Origin of the sequence: Kitasatospora papulosa (assembly GCF_000717245.1) — a bacterium.
GTDB classification, from domain to species: Bacteria; Actinomycetota; Actinomycetes; order Streptomycetales; family Streptomycetaceae; genus Streptomyces; species Streptomyces papulosus.
In genome coordinates, this window is sequence record NZ_JNYQ01000032.1 from 1 (window position 1) to 19341 (window position 19341).

At 68.0% G+C, this 19341-nt stretch carries 16 protein-coding genes and 4 pseudogenes; 6 read left to right on the forward strand and 14 right to left on the reverse strand.

Going from position 1 to position 19341, the window contains the following annotated elements:
• On the forward strand, positions 1 to 1542 hold a 1542-nt coding region (locus IA22_RS0133085), incomplete at its 5' end, for an NADH-ubiquinone oxidoreductase-F iron-sulfur binding region domain-containing protein (protein ID WP_030125803.1).
• Positions 1539 to 4226, forward strand: a complete 2688-nt coding sequence (gene fdhF, locus IA22_RS0133090; protein ID WP_030125804.1) for a formate dehydrogenase subunit alpha — start codon at positions 1539 to 1541, stop codon at positions 4224 to 4226. The genes IA22_RS0133085 and fdhF, both read left to right, overlap by 4 nt.
• A 16-nt stretch (positions 4227 to 4242) precedes the next feature.
• Here fdhF and IA22_RS0133095 read toward each other — a convergent pair.
• From IA22_RS0133095 to IA22_RS0133125, 7 genes and pseudogenes are all read right to left on the reverse strand, one after another.
• Positions 4243 to 4569, reverse strand: a pseudogene (locus IA22_RS0133095) (CBS domain-containing protein); the annotation flags it as partial.
• Positions 4569 to 4838 (reverse strand): acyl carrier protein, encoded by a 270-nt coding sequence (locus tag IA22_RS0133100; RefSeq protein ID WP_030125806.1) that lies wholly within the window; start codon positions 4836 to 4838, stop codon positions 4569 to 4571. The gene IA22_RS0133100 and the pseudogene IA22_RS0133095, both read right to left, overlap by 1 nt.
• Positions 4835 to 6196 carry a 2-oxo acid dehydrogenase subunit E2 gene (locus IA22_RS0133105; RefSeq protein ID WP_030125807.1) on the reverse strand — a complete coding sequence of 454 codons (1362 nt, stop codon included), beginning with the start codon at positions 6194 to 6196 and terminating at the stop codon, positions 4835 to 4837. Before IA22_RS0133105 ends, IA22_RS0133100 begins: the two co-directional genes overlap by 4 nt.
• Position 6197: 1 nt before the next feature.
• A complete protein-coding gene (locus tag IA22_RS0133110; protein WP_030125808.1) occupies positions 6198 to 7193 on the reverse strand; it encodes an alpha-ketoacid dehydrogenase subunit beta in 996 nt (331 codons plus the stop codon).
• Positions 7190 to 8224 carry a pyruvate dehydrogenase (acetyl-transferring) E1 component subunit alpha gene (gene pdhA / locus IA22_RS0133115; RefSeq protein WP_015575469.1) on the reverse strand — a complete coding sequence of 345 codons (1035 nt, stop codon included), beginning with the start codon at positions 8222 to 8224 and terminating at the stop codon, positions 7190 to 7192. Before pdhA ends, IA22_RS0133110 begins: the two co-directional genes overlap by 4 nt.
• Positions 8221 to 10029 (reverse strand): acetate--CoA ligase, encoded by a 1809-nt coding sequence (gene acsA / locus IA22_RS0133120; RefSeq protein ID WP_030125809.1) that lies wholly within the window; start codon positions 10027 to 10029, stop codon positions 8221 to 8223. The genes pdhA and acsA overlap by 4 nt, the downstream gene beginning before the upstream one ends.
• Positions 10026 to 10703 (reverse strand): CBS domain-containing protein, encoded by a 678-nt coding sequence (locus tag IA22_RS0133125; RefSeq protein ID WP_015575467.1) that lies wholly within the window; start codon positions 10701 to 10703, stop codon positions 10026 to 10028. Before IA22_RS0133125 ends, acsA begins: the two co-directional genes overlap by 4 nt.
• A gap of 172 nt (positions 10704 to 10875) precedes the next feature.
• Between IA22_RS0133125 and IA22_RS35870 the strand changes: the two genes are divergently transcribed.
• Positions 10876 to 11127: a DUF1918 domain-containing protein gene (locus tag IA22_RS35870; protein WP_015575466.1), complete on the forward strand. Its 252-nt coding sequence runs from the start codon at positions 10876 to 10878 to the stop codon at positions 11125 to 11127.
• 162 nt (positions 11128 to 11289) lie between these two features.
• On the opposite strand, the gene IA22_RS0133130 is transcribed toward IA22_RS35870, so the two are convergent.
• The 3 genes and pseudogenes from IA22_RS0133130 to IA22_RS34600 all read right to left on the reverse strand — a co-directional run.
• A complete protein-coding gene (locus tag IA22_RS0133130; RefSeq protein ID WP_030125810.1) occupies positions 11290 to 12726 on the reverse strand; it encodes an MBL fold metallo-hydrolase RNA specificity domain-containing protein in 1437 nt (478 codons plus the stop codon).
• A gap of 110 nt (positions 12727 to 12836) precedes the next feature.
• Positions 12837 to 13133: pseudogene (locus IA22_RS0133135) on the reverse strand (universal stress protein); the annotation flags it as partial.
• 61 nt (positions 13134 to 13194) lie between these two features.
• A pseudogene (locus IA22_RS34600) lies at positions 13195 to 14352 on the reverse strand (NF041680 family putative transposase); the annotation flags it as partial.
• 150 nt (positions 14353 to 14502) lie between these two features.
• On the opposite strand from IA22_RS34600, the gene IA22_RS0133145 reads away from it, so the two are divergent.
• Positions 14503 to 14820, forward strand: coding sequence for a hypothetical protein (locus tag IA22_RS0133145; RefSeq protein WP_030125812.1), 318 nt, complete (start codon positions 14503 to 14505; stop codon positions 14818 to 14820).
• Between the two features lie 8 nt (positions 14821 to 14828).
• Here IA22_RS0133145 and IA22_RS0133150 read toward each other — a convergent pair whose 3' ends face one another.
• Positions 14829 to 15242 carry a winged helix-turn-helix transcriptional regulator gene (locus IA22_RS0133150; RefSeq protein ID WP_015575459.1) on the reverse strand — a complete coding sequence of 138 codons (414 nt, stop codon included), beginning with the start codon at positions 15240 to 15242 and terminating at the stop codon, positions 14829 to 14831.
• Between the two features lie 103 nt (positions 15243 to 15345).
• Between IA22_RS0133150 and IA22_RS0133155 the strand changes: the two genes are divergently transcribed.
• Positions 15346 to 16197, forward strand: coding sequence for an alpha/beta fold hydrolase (locus IA22_RS0133155; protein WP_030125813.1), 852 nt, complete (start codon positions 15346 to 15348; stop codon positions 16195 to 16197).
• Positions 16198 to 16435: 238 nt separating this feature from the next.
• Here IA22_RS0133155 and IA22_RS34605 read toward each other — a convergent pair.
• Both IA22_RS34605 and IA22_RS0133165 read right to left on the reverse strand, forming a co-directional pair.
• Positions 16436 to 17205, reverse strand: a pseudogene (locus IA22_RS34605) (transposase).
• A 136-nt stretch (positions 17206 to 17341) separates the two neighbouring features.
• Positions 17342 to 18118: an alpha/beta fold hydrolase gene (locus tag IA22_RS0133165; RefSeq protein WP_030125814.1), complete on the reverse strand. Its 777-nt coding sequence runs from the start codon at positions 18116 to 18118 to the stop codon at positions 17342 to 17344.
• 112 nt (positions 18119 to 18230) lie between these two features.
• Here IA22_RS0133165 and IA22_RS0133170 point away from each other — a divergent pair, with 112 nt between their 5' ends.
• Positions 18231 to 19058 (forward strand): helix-turn-helix domain-containing protein, encoded by an 828-nt coding sequence (locus IA22_RS0133170; RefSeq protein ID WP_030125815.1) that lies wholly within the window; start codon positions 18231 to 18233, stop codon positions 19056 to 19058.
• Between the two features lie 21 nt (positions 19059 to 19079).
• Here the strand turns inward: IA22_RS0133170 and IA22_RS35875 are convergent.
• The coding region (locus IA22_RS35875) for a transposase (protein ID WP_081889919.1) at positions 19080 to 19341 on the reverse strand (262 nt) is incomplete at its 5' end.

Genomic DNA, 19341 nt, shown 5'->3' on the forward strand with positions numbered 1-19341 from the left:
CAGGTCGGTCGTGCCCTGGGACTGCCGGCCGCCGCGGGGCTCGGACCCGCCACCTACTTCGCCGACCTCGCCGCTCCTCACGGGGAACGGCACGTCCGTGTGTGCACCGCGGCCGCCTGCTTCGCCGCGCAGGGAGGGCGCCACCTCGGGGAGGTCGAGCGCGAACTCGGCGTCCCGGCGAACAAGGCCGATCCTGACGGCGGGACCGCGCTGCAGACGGTCCACTGCCTCGGCTACTGCTACGCGGGACCCGCAGCTCTGGACGGCACCGGCCCCCGCACCGGAACGGACCTGGCGGACCAACTGGCGGGGCGGACACCGCCCCGGACACCCGCCATTCCCGTGGCTGACGCCACCGGCGACCCGGTCCTGCTCTCCGGGATCGTGGCAGGCCTGCCGTCATGGGAGACCTGGCAGCGGACGGTTGCCCGGCTGCGTCCGGAAGACGTACGGCGTGCAGTCGCCGCGTCCGGACTGCGCGGACGCGGCGGCGCCGGATTCCCCGTCGCCGCCAAGTGGGCCGCAACCGGGGCTCGACCCGGCACCGTGGTCATCGCCAACGGGGACGAGGGAGACCCCGGCTCCTTTGCGGACAGACTACTCATGGAGGAGGACCCCGGCCGGGTGCTCGAAGGGCTGGCGCTCGCCTGCTTCGCCTGCGGTGCCCGCCGTGGCATCGTGCTGGTGCGCTCGGAGTACCCCGCGGCGTTGACCCGCATGCGGCGGGCACTCGCATGCGCGATAGCAGACGGCCACCTCGCCGACACCGAGGACACGGAGGACGCGCGGCCGGCCGTCGAGATCGTCGAAGGAGCGGGCTCGTACGTCGCGGGCGAGGAGACCGCGCTCATCGCCCGTCTCGAAGGGGCCAGAGGGTGCGCCCGCCCCCGGCCCCCGTATCCGACCGACCGCGGACTGTGGGGGGCACCCACCGTGGTCAACAACGTGGAGACGCTGGCGTCGGTGCCGTGGATCGTGCGAAACGGTGGTGCGCGCTACGCCCGGTACGGCGCACCGGAGGAATCCGGGACCAAGCTGGTGTGCCTCTCCGAACGGTTCGCTCGTCCCGGCGCGTTCGAGGTGCGGATCGGCACCCCGGTACGGCACATCGTCGACGAGCTCGGCGGAGGGCTCAGGAGCGGCGGCCCGGTCGTCCTGCAGATCGGCGGTCCGCTCGGAGGATTCCTCACCGAAGATGACCTGGACGTCCCGCTGACGTCGGACGCACTGGCCACTCGTGGCGCCGCGCTGGGGCACGCCGGAATGGTCGCGTTCGACGCTCGGACGGATCCGGTCGAACTGATGCGGCACATCTGGGAGTTCGCCGCCCTGGAGAGTTGCGGCGCCTGCTCGCCCTGCCGGGTCGGGACACGCAGAGGGCTGGAGATCGCCGCTGCACACACCCCACCCGGCCCGTCGTACGAGAGCCTTGCGAGGCTCATGGGCGAGGGAAGCATGTGCGCGTTCGGGCGCCGGGTGCCCGCTGCCGTCCGCAGCCTGGCACGCGCCTACGGGCGGGACCTGACGGGCTGGGACCGATGACCCTGCTCCGGGTGGACGGCCTGCCCGTGGAGGTTCGCGAAGGTGCGTCCCTGCTCGACGCGGTCCGCGTGGCGGGAACAGAACTGCCCACGCTCTGCCATGACGACCGCCTCCGGCCGGCAGGATCCTGCAGGACCTGCCTGGTCCGTGCGGACGGCCGGATCACGGCAGCCTGCGTGACTCCCGCCGCACCCGGCACAAACGTCACCACCGCACAGCAAGACCTGTGCGACCTGCGCCGAGACGCCATCGAGCTCATCGTCTCGGCCCTTCCGCCGCACGCCCTGGCCGACGGAAGCCGCAGCGAACTCGCCGAAACCTGTCGCAGGCTGGGCATCACCCCGAGGACGGCGGCCCCGAAGACGTCCGGCCACCGTGACGACAGCCACCCGTACATCGAGCTCGACCAGGATCTGTGTATCGCCTGCGGCCGCTGTGTACGGATGTGCGACGACGTGCAGGGAACCTTCGCACTCACCCTCACGGGCCGTGGTGCCGACACCGTCGTCGCCCCCGGAACGGGCGGACCGTGGGCACAGTCGGACTGCGTGGCATGCGGAGGCTGCGTCGACACCTGTCCGACCGGAGCCATCACGCACCCGGGACCGGGGCGTGGCATCACCACCGCCCAGCCCCGGCAGGAGCAGGTGCGCACCACGTGCGGCTACTGCGGTGTCGGCTGCGCCCTCGACGTCGTGGTCGACGAGAACCAGGTGTCAGCCGTCCTGCCCGCCCTCGACGGCCCCGTCAACCAGGGACACGCGTGCGTCAAGGGCCGTTTCTCCCACGGCTACCTGACCTCAGAGGAACGCCTGGCGCACCCGTTGGTCCGGAAGAACGGCAGCCTCGAACCGGTCGGTTGGGAAGAGGCTCTGGCCCGAGTCGCGGACGGGTTGCGCGGCGCTGTGGAGACGGGCGGACCCGATGCCGTGGCCGCGATCTCCTCGGCCAGGGCCACCAACGAGGAGAACTACCTCGTCCAGAAATTCCTGCGCACGGTCGTGGGGACGAACAACGTCGACAACTGCTCCCGGCTCTGCCACGCCCCGTCCGCGGCAGGCCTCTCCGCAGCGTTCGGACGGGCCGGAGGCACCGATTCGTTCGACGATGTGGGGAAGGCAGACTGCCTCCTGGTCGTCGGGGCCAACCCGGTCGAAGCCCACCCCGTCGTCGGAGCCCGACTGCTCCAACAGGCGCTGCGAGGGGCTTCGCTGATCGTGGCCGACCCCAGAAAGGTGGGCCTCGCGCACCAGGCGGACATCCACCTGAGGCCCCGGCCGGGCACCAACGTCGCGCTGTTCAACGGTCTCGCGCACGTGCTGGTCGCCGAGGGCATGACCGACCCCGACTTCCTGCGTGACCGTGCCGCGGGCCTCGACGAACTGGTCGAAATGCTCGCCCAGTACCCGCCCGCACGCACCGCCGAACTGACCGGCATACCCGCCGAGGACGTCACGGCCGCGGCCCGCCTCTACGGCAGGGCGCGGCGGCCCGCCATCCTGTACGGGCTCGGGGTCACCGAGCACCTGCACGGCACTGACGGCGTCCGCACCTTGGCCAATCTGGCCATCCTGCGCGGTGCGGTCGGGGACACCGGCCGCGGATACGGAGTCACCCCCCTGCGAGGCCAGAACAACGTCCAGGGCGCCTCCGACATGGGGGCACTGCCGGACATGCTCCCCGGCTACGGCCTGATCACCGACCCCGGGACCCGAGCACGGGCAGAAGCCGTATGGGGACGCACGCTGCCGGCACGGGCCGGCCTGCGTATCCCCGAGATGTTCGACGCCGCACGACGAGGCACCCTTCGCGCCCTCTGGATCATCGGTGAGGACGTCTGCGCCACCGACCCGAACAGTCATCAGGTCGCCGACGCCCTCGACGCCTGCCCCCTGGTCGTCGTGAACGAACTCTTCCTCAGCGAGACCGCGCGGCACGCCGACGTCGTCCTGCCCGTCGCGTCATGGCTGGAGAAGGACGGTACGTTCGTGAACTTCGACCGCCGCTTCCAGCGCGTGCGCACCGCCGTGCGACCGCCCGCGGCAGCACGCACCGACTTCGACGTCGTGCATGCCGTAGCCGCCGCCATGGGAGCGGACCTGGGCTGCCCCACGCCGGCCGAGACACTTGCCGAGTGCGGGCGGGTCGCCCCCGTCTTCGCCGGCATCTCCCACGAACGGCTCGACAGGGAGGGAGCCGTGGCCTGGCCGTGCCCCGCACCCGACCTGCCCGGTGAAGCAACCCTCTACACCGACTCATTCAGCACTCCCGACGGAAGAGCCCAACTGTCCGCAGCCCCGTACCTCCCCCCGGGGGAGGCTCCCGACGCCGCCTACCCCCTGCTTCTCGTCACCGGCCGCCGCTGGGCCCACTACAACTCCGGCAGCATGACCAGACGCGGCGGAAACCTGCGCCTCGAAGCGGGCGACCACATCGATCTCCACCCGCTCGATGCCGCACGTCTCGGAGTCGGTGACGGTACCGAGGTGACCGTCGAGAGCCGCCACGGCACAGCCCGCCTGGTCGCTCGGCTCAGTGACGAGCTGTGCCCTGGACAGGTCTTCTGTGCTTTCCACTTCCCGGAGAGCGGCGTCAATGCCCTGACATCCCACCATGCGGATACCGTCACGGACTGCCCCGAATACAAGGTCACCGCGGTCCGACTGACGCCCGGGGCGGTGTGACCCGGCTGTCGCACCACGCGGCCTCGACGAACGTCCACCCGGGCCTGGCACACACCGCAGGTGCGGACATCAACTCCTCGGCACGTACGCCCTCCGCTTTCGCCCGCTCCCATGCCTCCGGATCCAGCACGGCCGGTAGCCCCGCGGGTTCGGCGCGGTCCGTGGTCTTGCGCAGGAGATCCGCTTCGGAGACGACCCCGAGGACATGTTCACCGTCGTCAACCACGGGAACGGCAGCCACCCGACTCTCGTAAAGGGCGCGTACCACGTCCTTGAACGGTGTGTCGCGGTGGACGCTGACCACACGCCGACTCATCAGCCCGTCGATCCTGCGATGGTGCATCACCGGCTTCTCCCTCCGTGCGCGACGTGCTCCCGCGACTCGAGAAGGCGGGCACAGCCCTCCCACGTGACCAGGGAGGGATAGTCGTTCTCCGTGAGCTCCTGGCCGCTGAGACGGGCCAGCGCCTCGACGAACCCGAGAAAATCGAGTGAGTCCATCTCGAACGTGTCGCGGAGATTCGCTTCGGGGGCCAGGCCCGTGAAGTCGGCGCCGGGAACGACGTGCTGGACGGCCTCTTGCACGAATCTGCGCGCCTGGTCGTGATTCATAGCTCCTCCGGTCGTTGCAGGAGACGGTCGAGGCAGTTGAGGAACCGCGCTCCAGTGGCACCGTTGGCAGCCCGGTGGTCCAGGGACAGTGTTGCCGTCAGCGTGGGGCGTACGCCGAGCAGGCCGTTCACGGCCGCAGGGCGTTCGATCACGCGTCCGAGCCCAACCAGGGCCACCTGAGGTGGATAGATGACACCGAACACGCACTCGACACCCTGATCGCCCAAGCTCGTGATGGTGATGCTGGGATCTGCCGTCTCCGAGGCTCGCAGACGGCCTCTGCGCGCCCTCGACACGAGATCCTTCAACGAGGACATGACCTCAGGCAGGGAGCGGCGCTCCGCTTCGCCGAGCGCGGGGACCACGAGCCCTCCCTGTCGGAGTGCGACCGCGACCCCGAGACGAACCTGCCTGGCAGGGACGAACGCGTCATCTATCCAGTGTCCGTTGAGCTCGGGAACCTCTTCTGCCGCACAGGCCACAGCCTTCAGCATCAGCGCAGCGGGTATTAGCCGTTCGGACAGCGGCAGAGCGGTGTTGCGGTCGCGCATCCAGTCCAGTGCTGTCCCCATATCGATGGTCGTGGACAGGTAGAAGTGCGGGATCTCGCGCTTGGAACGTGCCATCAGACGGGCCGTTCCCGTGCGGTCGGTCTCCTTCCGGCTGCGCCCCACCGCCGGAAGCGCCGGCTCCTGCGCCGACGGCAGGGACCGTGTCTGTGCGGACGGTGGTTCGGACGGAGTCTGCGTCGCTTCGCGCACATCCGCAGCACGAACGGTGCCGTTGCGTCCACTGCCGGGGACCTTCGCGATGTCGATACCGGACTCCGCTGCCAGCTTGCGGGCGAGAGGCGACGCTTTTGTCCGTCCGTCCGAGGACACCGGCTTTGCTGCGGTGCCGGCCGCCCGAATGATGTCCGCGCGCGTGATCCGTCCGCCCGCACCCGAGCCGTGGAGTTCTCCCAGATCCACACGCCGCTCCCCGGCAAGGCGACGTATCAGAGGCGTGACGAAGCCGTCCTCCCGAGTGGTCGTTCCGCGAGGGGGTACGGGAGGATGCTCCGGCACAGCCGGAGGGGAAGGGGCCCTCTGTCCGGGGCGCCCGTCGGCGGGCTTCTCGCGATCCCCTTCTTCGATCAGCGCCAACGGAGTCCCGACCGGCACAGTGGTGCCCTCCGGTACGAGCAGGGAATCAACGGTTCCCGTCTGGAAGCACTCCACCTCGATGGCTGACTTGGACGTCTCGACGACGGCTACGACATCACCCCGGGACACGCGGTCCCCGGGACGGACCAGCCATTGGGACAGCGTCCCCTCGTCCATGTCCGCCCCCAGGGACGGCATCGTGAACTCGGGCATCTCAGCTCACCACCCGGCGTGCCGCAGCCACGATTCCCGGAACCTGCGGCAGCGCTGCCTCCTCCAGTTGGCTGGCGTAGGGGATCGGGACCTCCGCGCTGCAGCCCCGCTCGACGGGCGCGTCCAGGTCGAAGAACGCCTGTTCCGTGATCCGGGCGGAGATCTCGGAGGACAGGCTTCCGCTCCGCCAGCCCTCATCGACCACGACGGCCCGGTGGGTCCGCCGGATCGAACTGATGATGGTGGCATCGTCGAGTGGTCGCAGAGAGCGCAGATCGACCACCTCTGCGCTGATGCCGTCCCCAGCCAGCTCCTCCGCTGCGGCGAGGGCCTTCGACAGACACCCGCCGTACGCGATAACCGTGAGGTCCGTGCCCTTACGCGGCACCGTCGCGTGATCCAGGTCCACTGCGGGCACGGCGGGATCGAGATGTCCCTCGACGTTGTACAGGGTGCCGTGCTCGAAGATGAGGACAGGGTCGGGGTCCGCCAGAGCCGGGGCCAGGAGCAGGCGCGCGTCCTGCAACGTCGCCGGGGCCAGGACCCGGATCCCGGGTATGTGCGCGTACCAGCCCTCCAGACTGTGCGAGTGCTGGGCCGCGAGCTGGCGTCCGGCACCCGTAGTCATCCGGATCACGAGCGGAATGTTGATCTGGCCGCCCGACATGTGACGCAGCGTTGCCGCGTTGTTGAGTATCTGGTCCAGTGCCAGCAGACTGAAGTTGACGGTCATGATCTCGACGATCGGTCGCATCCCCGCCAGCGCCGCGCCGATTCCCGCGCCGACGAAGGCGGACTCGGACAGAGGGGTGTCCCGGACCCGGTCCGGGCCGAACTCCTCGATAAGCCCCAGGCTGACGCCGAAGCAGCCTCCGTAGCGCCCCACGTCCTCACCCATCAGGAACACCCGGTCGTCCGCCGTGAGTGCCTCCCGCAGCGCGTCCCGCAGCGCTTCACGGAAAGTGGTGGCCCCGTTGTGGTCGCCGCCCGCCTTCATGATTTCTCCTCGTTCCGGCCCGTCACATGGTGCAGGAGGCTTTCAACGGGCTCCTTCGGCGCCTGCTCGGCGGCCGCGACCGCGGCTTCGATCTCCTCGGCGATCCCACGCTCCACCTTTTTCAGCCTGGCGGACGTGAGCCGCCCGGAGGAACGTAGTGCCTCGGTCATGCCGGTGACCGGGTCGTGTTGCTTCCACTTCGCGATCTCGTCCTTCGGGCGGTACCGGTCCGGGTCGTACATCGAATGCGCGCGGAAGCGGTAGGTGCGTGCCTCCAGCAAGTGCGGACCGCCTCCCGCACGGATCGAGGTCACGGCACGGTGTGCGGCCTTTTCGACGGCGTGCACATCCATCCCGTCGACGGCCCAGGCGGCCATCCCGTACGATGCCGCCCGCATCGCGAGGTCCGTCTGAGCATGCTCCCGGGCGAGTGCCGTCCCCATCGCGTAGAGGTTGTTCTCGCAGACGAACAGCACGGGGAGCTCCCACAGCGCCGCGAGGTTTGCCGTCTCGTGGAACTCACCCTCGGCGAACGCTCCGTCCCCGAAGAAGCAGCAGGTGACGCGCTCCCTGCCGCGCATCCTGTCGGCCAGCGCCAGGCCTGCAGCCAACGGCAGGCCACCTGCGACGATCGCATTGCCCCCGTAGAAACGTCTTCCTGGATCGAACAGGTGCATGGAACCCCCGCGTCCCTTGCTGCACCCTGTCAGCCGGCCGTACATCTCCGCCATCACGGCCTCAGGGGGCACTCCCCGGGCCAGGGCGTGCCCGTGCTCCCGGTACGTCGACACCACCGCGTCATGCTCGGTGAGGGCCTGGTGGACGCCGACAGCCACGGCCTCCTCGCCTATGTACAGGTGCACGAAGCCACGGATGGCCGCCGCACTGTACAGCTCGACACAGCGTTCCTCGAAGCGGCGGATGAGCAGCATGTCCCGCAACAGGTGCCGGTCATGGGCGGCGTCGGAGTCCTTCGCCTTCGTTCGACGGCCCTGATGCCCGGCAGCGGAGGTCTCGCCTGCGCTGTTCATCGCTTCTCCTCGCTCTCCCAGGTCCTGTCACGCGCCTTGCCGAAGGTCTGTAAGGACGAGAGATCGCCTGCGGGCAGGCCGAGTTCGCGGGCCCGCAGGAACCGACGCATCACCTTGCCGCTGCGTGTCTTCGGGAGATCCTGCTCGAACTCGATCTCCCTGGGAGCGACGGCCGGCCCCAGGCGCTTCCGGGCGAACGCGAGCAGCTCCCGGCGCAAGTCGTCTCCCGCCGTGTACTCGCTGTGCAACGAGACGAACGCCTTGACGACCGCACCAGCAACAGCGTCGGGCCGTCCGATGACCCCGGCCTCGGCGACCGCCGGGTGCTCCATCAGCGCGCTCTCCACCTCGAAGGGGCCGATGAGATGACCCGCGGACTTGATCACGTCGTCGGAGCGGCCCACGAACCAGTACCAGCCGTCCGCGTCACGGGTGACCAGGTCTCCCGTCAGGTACCACCCGTCGGCGAAGCATGCCTCGTAACGCCGCCGGTCGTGCAGATAGCCGCAGAACATCGAAGGCCATCCCACGTGCAGTGCGAGTTCTCCCCGGACCCCCGGAGCTTCGGCGATCCGGACGTGCCCGTTCGTGACGGTGGCCCGGTCGTCGTCACCGCACTCCAGTACGGCGGCCTCTACCCCGGGGAGCGGCCGTCCCATCGATCCGGGACGCACGGGGTCGGCGGCGAATCCGGCGATCATGATCGCGCCCGTCTCCGTCTGCCACCAGGTGTCGTGGACCGGGAGTCCGAGCGCCTTCTCGGCCCAGCGGACGGCCTCCGGATTGAGTGGCTCTCCCACACTGGCGACGAAGCGCAGAGCCGACAGGTCGTAGTCCTCGCGCGGCGTGCCGGCGTGCCCGGGAGGAGTGCTGCGCATCAGCATGCGCAAGGCCGTGGGTGCGGTGTACCAGACGGTCACCCGCTCCTCCGCGAGAACCGAGAACCAGCGATGCGGCTCGAAATCTCCGGCATCCACCACGGTGGTGACCCCGAGCGTCAGCGGGCCGATGATGCCGTACGACATCCCCGTCACCCAGCCGGGATCGGCCGTGCACCAGAAGACGTCGTCCTCCCGCAGGTCGAGCGCATACGCTGTCGTGACCTGATGGGCGAGAACGGCCCCGTGCTTGTGCATGGCCCCCTTGGGGGACCCGGTGGTACCACTGGTGAAGTGCAGCAGGGCCAAGTCCTCCGAACCTGTCGTCAGGACGGTGAAGTCGGGGGAAGCGGCTTCCATGAGCTCCGGCAGGGACGATGTGCCCACGGGAAGGGGACCGTCCCCGGGGTCTGTGATCAGAACATGCCGCAGGCCGGGGAGACCTGCACGGACGGGAGCCACCTTCCTGTCGTACAGGGCCCGCGTGGTGACAAGAACCCGGGCTTGGCCCAGATCCATCCGCAGCCGCACCGGCTCGGGACCGAAAGCGGTGAACAGCGGGCACAGGACCCTGCCCGCGCGCAATGTACCCAGCACGGTGGCGTACAGCTCGGGGCAGCGGCCGAGCAGAGTGAACACGCTCTCGCCGCGAGCCACGTCCAGGGCGTCGAGTGTGTTCGCGAAGCGGGAGCTGCGGTCCGCCAATTGCGCGAAGGTGAGAGTCGTGGTGGTCCCCTCACGGGATATGCAGCGCAACGCCACATGGTCGCCGAGGCCTTCGAGCAGATGCCGGTCTATCGCCTCGTAGCCGATGTTCACACCGCCGCCGGGCAGGCCCGCGAGCCGGGCGCGGGCCCGCTGCCAGCTGAAGGTGGCGCGGGCGCTGTCGTAATCGGGCATGACCGGAGAGGCTGATGGAGACATCATCGCGGTGGCTCCACATCGAGGGCCAAGTCGTCGTAGGTGTAGTCGATCGACTCGTGGAGCGAGACCACTCCGTCGACGGACCGGCAGAGTCTTTCGAGGACCGGGATGCTGCTGCGTTCGTCGACTCTTCCGGTAAGTGTGACCACGCCGTCACGTACGCTCACGTGAATTGCCTCGGAGGCGAGACGCATCGTGGTGCTCAGAACATCGTGTTCGATTTCCTCCCGGATCGCTGAATCATGTCGAAGGAAAGGCCGCAGAAGGTCACTGCGGCTGATGATCCCGACGAGTTGCCCCGTCTCGTCCGTCACAGGCAGCCTTTTCACGCTTTTGCTGTGCATCAAGCGGGCGGTTTCGACGAGATTCCAGCTGGGCTGCGCGGTGATCGCGGGCGCTGTCATCAGCTCCGCCGCAGTCTCCGCCTCGGGCAGTCCACGATCCTGCGGCACCGGACGGGTTCCTGTCCATCGTCCTTCCAGATCCGGAAGGGCGACGTTGCTCCGAAGGAGATCGGCCTCCGAAACCACTCCGAGCACACGTCTGGTGGCGTCGATGACAGGTACCGCGGAAATGTCGTGATCATGAAAGAGGCGCGCCACTTCCTTGAACGAGGTAGTGGGTCCAACCGTGACGACGTTGTGAGTCATGACTTCGAATACGGTGCGGTGCTGCATGGTCATCCTCCCGCCGGCATCCGGGCACTCCTCACCCTTCTCCGTCGGCTCCCCTGCTGGAAGTGCCGAACGGGCCCCTTCCTGGGCCTGTTCGCCTCATTCCGCGGCCGATGTGGACGCGGAGAGTGAAAGTAGGAAAGGGCTGCCACCGCTCCTGGGAAGATGATCGGCCATGAATGAATCTCGAGCACGAGCAGAACGGGACAAAGCCGAGAAAAGAGTCGGCCTGTGGGCTCGAAAAGGTGATCGACTGATCGTGAGTGGGGCCACTGTCGGTGACGAGGGGCGAGACGGGGAAATCATCGGGCTGCCACACGCGGACGGCAGCCCGCCCTACGAGGTGCGCTGGTCGGACACGGGTCGAGTCACGCTGATCTTCCCGGGGCCCGACTCACACGTTCAGCACTTTGCAGGACGCACTTAGCCATCCTGCTCGTTCTCAGCCATCGAGCAGCGCTTCTCGGGAATCGAAGGATTCTTTCGTCTCGTACGGATCTGGGGAACGTCTCTGCGGGAGAAGACGTGAGGCTACGGTCCAGTGGAGCTGCTCCGCAGGGCGAGGAAAGGAGCCGCCCACGGTTTCCTGTCAGCGAATGAGAACGGCCTCACCGGACCGGGGGACAACCGCTGTCCATCCCAGCACCTGGTCGATCCGGTCGCGCAGGGTCTCGGAGGCTTTCTCCTCGCCATGGACCAGATACGTGGTGTGAGGCGCAGGGGCCGCCCTAAGCCAATCGATGATCTGGCCGGCATCCGCGTGCGCCGAGAAATGCGGGACGTCAGCCACCTCGGCCCGTACGGGGACGTATTCGCCGAACATCTTCAACGTACGGGCCCCGTCAACGAGGTCGTGGGCGCGAGTGCCGCGCGCGGCGAAACCGACCACGATGACCATGTTGCGTGGGTCAGGTAGCAGTCGCCGTAGGTGATGCAGGACCCGACCGCCTGTCGCCATTCCCGCGGAGGAGACGATGACGGCCGGTCCGGTGACGTCGTTGACTGCGATGGACTCCTGGACGGTCCGGGTGGCGAGGAACGGATCAGGACTGAGGGCAGCCGAGCCTTGTGCAAGTACTTCGCCCCGCAACTCGGGCGAGTGACCGCGTACGGCCTCGCGGTACACATCCAGCGCTGCCAAGGCCATCGGGCTGTCCACGAAGACGGGCACTGTGGCGGGCAGGATCCCACTTTCACGCAACAGGCCGAGTTCGTGGAGGACCACCTCGGTGCGGTCGATGGCGAAGGCAGGAATGACGACGGTTCCGCCCCGCGCGATCGTACGGCTGATCGCTGCGGCGAAGGCGGAGTGCCCAGCCTCCTGATCGTGAGTGCGGTCGCCGTACGTGGACTCCATCAGCAAGATGTCCGCCCCGGTGAACGGCTCCGGCGGCAGTAGGAGGGGGTGCCCAGGACGCCCCAGATCGCCGCTCACGGCGACGGTGTGTCCATCCTCCATGGTGAGGTGCGCCCAGGCCGACCCGAGGATATGACCACCGTGATGGAGGGAAAGCCGAATATCGGAGGTCACAGCGATTTCTGTGCCGGTGGGAACCGGGTCGAAGTACCCGATCGTGGTCTCGACGTCGCCGAGATCGTACAGCGGCTTCGCCGGCCGGTGTTTCGACCAGCCCCGCTCGTTCGCGTGCTGTGCTGCCTCCATCTGCAGCCGCGCGCTGTCGCGCAGCACGATCTCGGCGAGGCGGGCCGTGGGGGCCGTAGCCAGAATCGGCCCCCGGAACCCGTGGCGGACCAATCGGGGCAGGTAGCCGCAGTGGTCGAGATGTGCATGTGTGATGACGACCGCCCGGATGTCGGCGGCGGCACGACTCAGCGGTTCCCAGTTTCGTCTTCGCAGATCCGCGAGGCCCTGGAACAGACCGCAATCGACGAGGATCCGGGCGCGGTCGCTCTCGATCAGGAACTTGCTTCCGGTGACAGTGCGCACACCGCCCAGGAAGCTGAGGAGGGCCGGCCTGGGAGCGGGGTCGCGCCCGGAACCGGGCGCGGATGCCGTCTCAGACATAGGACCCTCCTTGGAGGCCTGCGGAGCTGCTGCTTGCGCCACGCACCTTCATTAGCCGGATCTGGGGGTTCGCACGGAGGTGTCCGGACGTCCCGTATGCGGCCTGCCTTTCAGCGCATCACGACGACCGGGCACGGAGCGTGCTGTGCGCAGTGCATGCTGACCGAGCCCAGCAGCGCCTCGCGGAACTCCCCGCGCCCGCGGTTGCCCACGATCAGCATCTTGGCACCTGCGGCTACGTCGATCAGCACGGCGGCCGCGTGCCCCTGTACCGCGGTCGAGCGCAAGGGGACAGGCCGTCCGGGCCCAGGCCCCAGTGCGTCCTCGACAGCCTGGTCGAGGACCTCTTGCGCACGGGACGCATACGTTCGCATCTCCTCGTCGGAAGGCGGGGTCAGGCCGTACCAGGAAGTGGGTGACTCCCAGGCGAGGACGGCGTCGACCGCGCCGCCGTCGACCCTGGCTTGCAGACCGAGAGGATCAGCCAGGTCCAGCGGTCGCGGCTTCGGGGGTGCGGATCTTCGGGCAGGTCCAGCCCAGGGTCTGTTTGAACAGGCGGAAGGTGTGCTCGATGTCGAAGCGCCGCAGGAATGCCTGCCAGAGCGTGTCGACTTCCGTCTCACCGGCGTCGGTGCCTGACCACCACAGCCAGACCGGCTTCGGTGTCGCGCCGCTGGGCAGGTGCTCGACCTGCAGACGGATCACCGTGCCTTCGATCAACGGCAGAGCACCCAGCGTGAAGTCCAGGCCGAACGGTGGGTCAGCCGCGGATGAAGCCGGCTCCATGCCCGGGCATTGGCGGTGCCGTAGAGACGGGTTGTGGTCACTGTCCGCGCGTCTGTGGTTGCCCCAGGTGGCCGGGTCGCCGAAGACGAACTCGCCGCCATGGCGAGGCGGCCGACCCCGGACGCCGGGCTCGCGCGAGGGAACCGCGCGTCGCAGGACGCGGTCCGAGCGCATCCGGCCCAGCACCTGCACCGGGAGATCTTGCAGAAGGAAGGTCAGGCGGGGGACGTCGTAGCCGGCATCCACCACGACCAGGATCTCCGGATCGCCGTCCGTCCACTGCCCGGCCGTGATCAGCCGCTCGACGAGTTCGCGCATCTGCCGAGCCGTGACAGTGGCAGCGTCGTCACCCGGCGCCAGACGTAGTGCGTCCAGTGGCGCCGTCCAGGAGCTGCGGCCCGTCTCCAGCGCGCAGATCACCGAGTACGGCCAGCCGGGCACGGGAATGTGCTGATCTTTGCCTCGCCCGTAGGTGTGGCACGGGATCCGCTGCGGTGAGGTGTGCGCGCTGGGCCGCAGCCAGCAGGTCAGGTCGGCGGCTAGGACCAGCCGGCCGTCCGCCGCCCGCGGCAGCGGCACCGCAGCAAGGGTCCGTCGCAGTCGGGCCACATCGACCTGGCCCGCGGACAGGGCATCGTGGAGCGCGCCGTGCCCGCGACGGTGTTTACCGACCAGCGGCAGTTCCACCAAGGACCGCACCGGACCATCCGCGCACAACGCGGCGTCCGCGAGTTCGAACAGCGCGTCCGCACGCTGGGTCAGACAGGAGTGGAACTCACCCCGGAAGCGTGACAGTCCCGCAAACGGATCCTGTCGGACAGCGTGATGCGACAGACTCATCCCCACGGCCTTCGCGCTGAGCTTGTGTGTTCCTTGGTCGGATCACATGCTCGGCCGAAGGCTGCCCGCACGTAAGGCGGTTACCAATCCGGGTGATCAAGTACGACGGGTCGTTCGGACTCCGAGACCAAAAGGCAGGGAAGGAGCAGAATGACCGGTCCCGATAGCGAGTGGCAGCTCCTGCACGGCGGTACTCTCGTCGGCACGATCACCGTCGATGAGGCAGGCATGCCTTGGCAGTGTGGACGCTTCTTCCCCGAGCCTGCCTTCAGTCAGTTCAGGCCCTGGTTCGACGAGCTCAACGCCATCCTCGAGGCTGAAGAGTTCGAACGGTTCGACGACGCATACGATCGCATCGAAAGTGCCCTAGTCCTGGTGTCGCCGACAGGGCCTGTTGGCAACTTCCTCCTCCACATCGATCAGAACCGTGCCTCTTTCCGCTGGGACGCGGAACCGCCAACAGGTTAAAGATCAAGTTAGCTGGGGGGTGACTCGTCGGCGAGCTGGTTGCTGCGGTTGATCTCCTGCATGTGTGTCTCGGCCCAGACCCGCAGGGCGGAGAGCGGTCTTTCGAGGGACAGGCCAAGCTCGGTGAGCCGGTAGTGGACGGCGGGCGGCACGGTGGGTTCCACTCGGCGCGCGACCAGGCCGTCGCGGGCCAGGCTCTGCAGGGTGACGGACAGCATCTTCTGTGAGATGCCAGGGATACGTCGCCGCAGTTCCGCGAAACGGAGCTCTTCCGGAGCCTCCTCGGCCAGCACCTTGACCGCAATCGACGTCCACTTGGTGCCGATACGGTCGAGCAACTGGCGGGTCGGACAGCAGGGATCCAGCAGATCGCCCCGCTCACCGGGCCGCCGGCTGGGTTCGCCGGGCCTGGATGTGGTCACTCGGGGCTCACCACCTGAAGGGAAAGTGCCGTCTTGGACGGACCAGGATAGTTCCATAGCGTGAGCTAGTCACTATTCCTCACCACACACCCGGAGCCCCTCCATGCCCGAGCTGCGGCGCGTACCCGTCAACGGTGTCGAACTGAACGTCGCTCTCGCCGGATCAGGCCCGGCCGTACTGCTGCTACACGGTTTCCCGCATACCTGGGAGCTGTGGACGGACGTCATGGCCGACCTGTCCGGCCGGTACCGCGTCATCGCGCCGGACCTGCGCGGGTTCGGCGCGAGCAGCCGGGCAGCCTCCGGATACGACGCGGGAACCCTGACCGAGGACGCCGCGGCGCTTCTCACCACACTCGGCGTGTCCTCGGCCGCAGTGGTGGGCATCGACGCGGGTACCGCGCCGGCCTTCCTCCTCGCCCTGCGTCGCCCCGGTCTCGTCCGGCGCTTGGTCGTCATGGAGTCCCTGCTGGGCAGGCTGCCCGGCGCCGAGGACTTCCTCGCCGACGGGCCGCCTTGGTGGTTCGGCTTCCATTCCGCCGCACCCGGCCTCGCCGAGACCGTGTTGGAGGGCCACGAGGCCGCCTACGTCGACTGGTTTCTGCACGCCGGCACGCTCGGCGACGGGGTGCGCCCCGCAATCCGGGACGCCTTCGTCCGCGCATACACCGGCCGCCAGGCGTTGAGCCGCGCGTTCTCGTACTACCGGGCGCTGCCCGAGAGCGCGGTACAGATCGAGCAGGCGGTCGCCGCTACCCGCCTGACAGTGCCGACGATGGCGTTGGGCGCCCGTCCCGTTGGTGCTGCGCTGGAACGCCAGCTCCGCCCGGTCACCGACGATCTCACCGGACACATCATCGAAGACTGCGGCCACATCATCCCGCTGCACCGCCCGCGCGCCCTGCTCACACTGCTGCATCCATTCCTGGCCGGTGAGCACGCGAAAGCAGCGTGACCGGGGGCCGGGGGCTGGCTTTCGATACACGCCCTAAAGGTTGTTGCAAAACTGGACGAACGCCCAATATCGGCCATGATCCGAGTACCCGCGGGCGTCAATTTGTACGCTTTCGGAATCGCTCGTGACGCTGGCTACGGAGTGCTCCGCGATCTCCAGCCCCCTTCTGCAACAACCTTTAAAGGTTGTTGCAGAAGGGTGGGTGTGGGCAGGTCGACGTGGTGTATGAACTGCTGGTTCAGCCTGTCATGGCGAGGTTGTGCATGGTGGCGACTGCTTGGACGGCGTGGTGGAGGCCGTCTCCTTTCTGGCGGCAGTCGCGGAGGATTTTCCAGCTCTTCATGCGGGCGAAGGTGTGCTCGACGCGGGCGCGGACGCGTCGGTGTTCGGCGTTGTCCTCCTCCTGGCCGCGCAGAAGTGGGCGTCCGGCTCTTCTGCGGTGCGGGACTATCAACCCGGTGCCCAGGTAGGCGCCGTCCGCGATGACCGTTGTCCCGGCCGCGATGGCGGGCAGGTCCGATTCTCGCCAGGCGTGGGCATCGGCCTTGTTGCCGGGGACGGGGCGGGCTGAGGCGATCACCAGGCGGCTGTCTGCATCGATGATGACCTGCACGTTCGCCGAGAACCGATAGTTGCGGGAGGACGCGGCGACCCTGCGATCGCGGACCGGGACCAAGGTTCCGTCCACGATCCACAACCGTTCGACATCCGCTACCGGCCGCGGCGCCGGCTCCAGCGCGAGAAGCGGCCTCAGCCGATGAATCACCGGCAGACGGTGGCCGGAGAACAGCCGAACAGCGGGGCAAGCTGGCGTATCGTGAGGTTGGTCCGATAGTAGACGGCCACCAGCAGGACCCGGTCCGCCAGCGGCAGGCACCACGGGCGCCCTCCACCGGGACCGTTTCCTCCCCGCTCCCGTACTGCCTTCACCAACTTCTCGAACCGGCCCATCCGCAAGCCGGTGAACGTCTCCACCCACAACGGCTCAGCCCGCAACACCCCACCCATACAAGAGGAATGCCCTAACTCAGGCGTTCTGCAACAACCTTTAAACGCCGTTGCAGTACTAGGCCTCGCACTGTCACGCGGCAGGGCGTCCCGCGGGTGATCGGGGACGAAGTCGATTTTCAGGCCGCGCAGATGGTCAGGCTGCTGGTGCGAATGCCGTGATTGCGTCGACGAGGTCGGCCGGAGCTTCCAGCGGGATCAGGTGACCCGTGTTCGGAATCACCGTGAAATCGGCTCCGGAGAGGTAGGGCACCAGGTTGTTGACGAGCACGTCAACGGGCTCGACATGGTCGTTCTCCCCGGCGACGACGAGGGCGGGGACGCTGATCATGCGGGTGTGCTCGCAGACGTCCTCCGCGATGCCGCGCAGCGGCCACTCCGTGCGGGCGGCGTCGGTGCTGGCCCGCGAGTCGGTCGCGATCTGCGACTTGATCGATTCAGGCAGCTCGGTCGCGGTGAGGATGTGATCCCGTGCGCCGGCGACGGACTCGTCGGAGTCGTAGGCGTGGGAAAGGCCTTCCCGGTACTCGGGAGTGATCCCTGCGGCGGGCTTCGCCGGACCGGAACCGACGAGGATGATCCCCCGGAGGGCGACGGGCCGGGTCGCCGCGATGAGCTGCGCGACCTTGCCACCCATGGAATGTCCGACGAGGACGTAGTCGGTGACGCCCGCGTCGGCGATGACGGCGAGCGTGTCATCGGCGAGTTGGCGGAGGGTGTAAGGGCCGGCCAGGTTGCTCGAGCGACTCCACCCGCGGAAGTCGACAGTGAGCATGTCGCGTCCCGCCAGGCGGTCGACGACGAGGTCCCAGGTGCGGGCGGATCCACCCCAGTAGTGCAGAAACACCAGGGTCGGTCCGGTCCCCGGCCGGTGGTCATAAGCGGGCAGTAGCGGCTGCTGCGTCGTGTTCATCGTGAATCTCTCGATCAGTGTTCTGGGGCGGTTGTTCTGTGTGTTCATTGAATTTCTGCCGCTGTGCCGGGGCATCGGCATGACTGGTCGCCTGATGGTGGAAACTGGACAGATGACTGTGATCCGGCAGATGACCTACCAGCCCGTCGGGCGCCGTGCCGCCACCGTCGAAACCATGACGTTCGACCGCCTTCGCGAGCTGAACGACGGCGGGACACAGCGTGCCGACTTCCACGTCCTCGCCGTCGTCGATGCCGGGCACGGATCCGTCACCGTGGACTTCCTCCGACACCCGCTCCAGGAGCGGTCCGCGGTGTGGGTCGCTCCTGGAGCTGTGCACCGATGGGATGACATCGCTGGCGTGGCTGGGCACGTCGTGCTGTTCGTGCCGACCGCGCCGGTCACCCACGCCACCCGGGAGCTCGTCGGGTCCCCGGACCTGGTTGCACACTGGAACATTCCCGACGCCGACTGGCCGTTCGTCGACACCGCCCGCAACCATCTCCTCCTCGAAGCATCCGCCCCACCAGGGGATAGCTCGACGGAACTGCCCGAGATCCTGCTCTCCGCGCTCATCGCCCGGCTCCGGCCCCCGCACGCCGAAGCACATTCGATCAATCCGGTGTTTAGACTGTTCCGGGCCAGCGTCGAAGCGCACTACCGGGAACATCACGACGCCGGCTACTACGCCCGGACACTGGGATACGCGCCCCGCACCCTCTCAAGAGCGGTGCAGCAGGTCACCGGCCGCAGCGCGAAGGCGTACATTGTCGATCGGATCGTCCTGGAAGCCAAACGGCTCCTCGCGCACGACCGCCTCACCGCGGCCGCCTGCGCCAACACGCTCGGCTTCCCCGACGCGTCCAACTTCTCGGTGTTCTTCCGGAAGGCGACAGGCATGCGCCCGGGCGCATGGCAGGCGACGGTGGCCGTCGAGTGAGGGGTGTACTTAGACCGTGTCCTATGTGGTGAGGCGAGCGAGTCGTTTGTAGCAGCAGAGGGCGGCGGCGAGGCCGAGAAAGGCCAGGTAGTTGCGGGGTTGTCGTTCGTAGCGGTGGTTGAGTCTGCGGTAGCCGGTGAGCCATGACATGGTGCGTTCGATGACCCATCGGCGGCGTCCTAAGCGTTCGCTGGACTCGACTCCCTTGCGGGCGATGCGGACGCCGATGTGCTTGCCCCATAACCATTTCCGCAGGTGAGGGACGTCGTACGCCTTGTCCGCG

Coding starts and splice junctions, on each gene's coding strand:
- fdhF (WP_030125804.1), top strand. CDS start 1,539: ATGACCCTGCTCCGGGTGGACGGCCTGCCCGTGGAGGTTCGCGAAGGT.
- acsA (WP_030125809.1), bottom strand. CDS start 10,029: ATGATGTCTCCATCAGCCTCTCCGGTCATGCCCGATTACGACAGCGCC.
- IA22_RS0133170 (WP_030125815.1), top strand. CDS start 18,231: ATGACTGTGATCCGGCAGATGACCTACCAGCCCGTCGGGCGCCGTGCC.
- IA22_RS35870 (WP_015575466.1), top strand. CDS start 10,876: ATGAATGAATCTCGAGCACGAGCAGAACGGGACAAAGCCGAGAAAAGA.
- IA22_RS0133165 (WP_030125814.1), bottom strand. CDS start 18,118: ATGAACACGACGCAGCAGCCGCTACTGCCCGCTTATGACCACCGGCCG.
- IA22_RS0133100 (WP_030125806.1), bottom strand. CDS start 4,838: ATGAATCACGACCAGGCGCGCAGATTCGTGCAAGAGGCCGTCCAGCAC.
- pdhA (WP_015575469.1), bottom strand. CDS start 8,224: ATGAACAGCGCAGGCGAGACCTCCGCTGCCGGGCATCAGGGCCGTCGA.
- IA22_RS0133145 (WP_030125812.1), top strand. CDS start 14,503: ATGACCGGTCCCGATAGCGAGTGGCAGCTCCTGCACGGCGGTACTCTC.
- IA22_RS0133155 (WP_030125813.1), top strand. CDS start 15,346: ATGCCCGAGCTGCGGCGCGTACCCGTCAACGGTGTCGAACTGAACGTC.
- IA22_RS0133105 (WP_030125807.1), bottom strand. CDS start 6,196: ATGCCCGAGTTCACGATGCCGTCCCTGGGGGCGGACATGGACGAGGGG.
- IA22_RS0133130 (WP_030125810.1), bottom strand. CDS start 12,726: ATGTCTGAGACGGCATCCGCGCCCGGTTCCGGGCGCGACCCCGCTCCC.
- IA22_RS0133125 (WP_015575467.1), bottom strand. CDS start 10,703: ATGCAGCACCGCACCGTATTCGAAGTCATGACTCACAACGTCGTCACG.
- IA22_RS0133110 (WP_030125808.1), bottom strand. CDS start 7,193: ATGAAGGCGGGCGGCGACCACAACGGGGCCACCACTTTCCGTGAAGCG.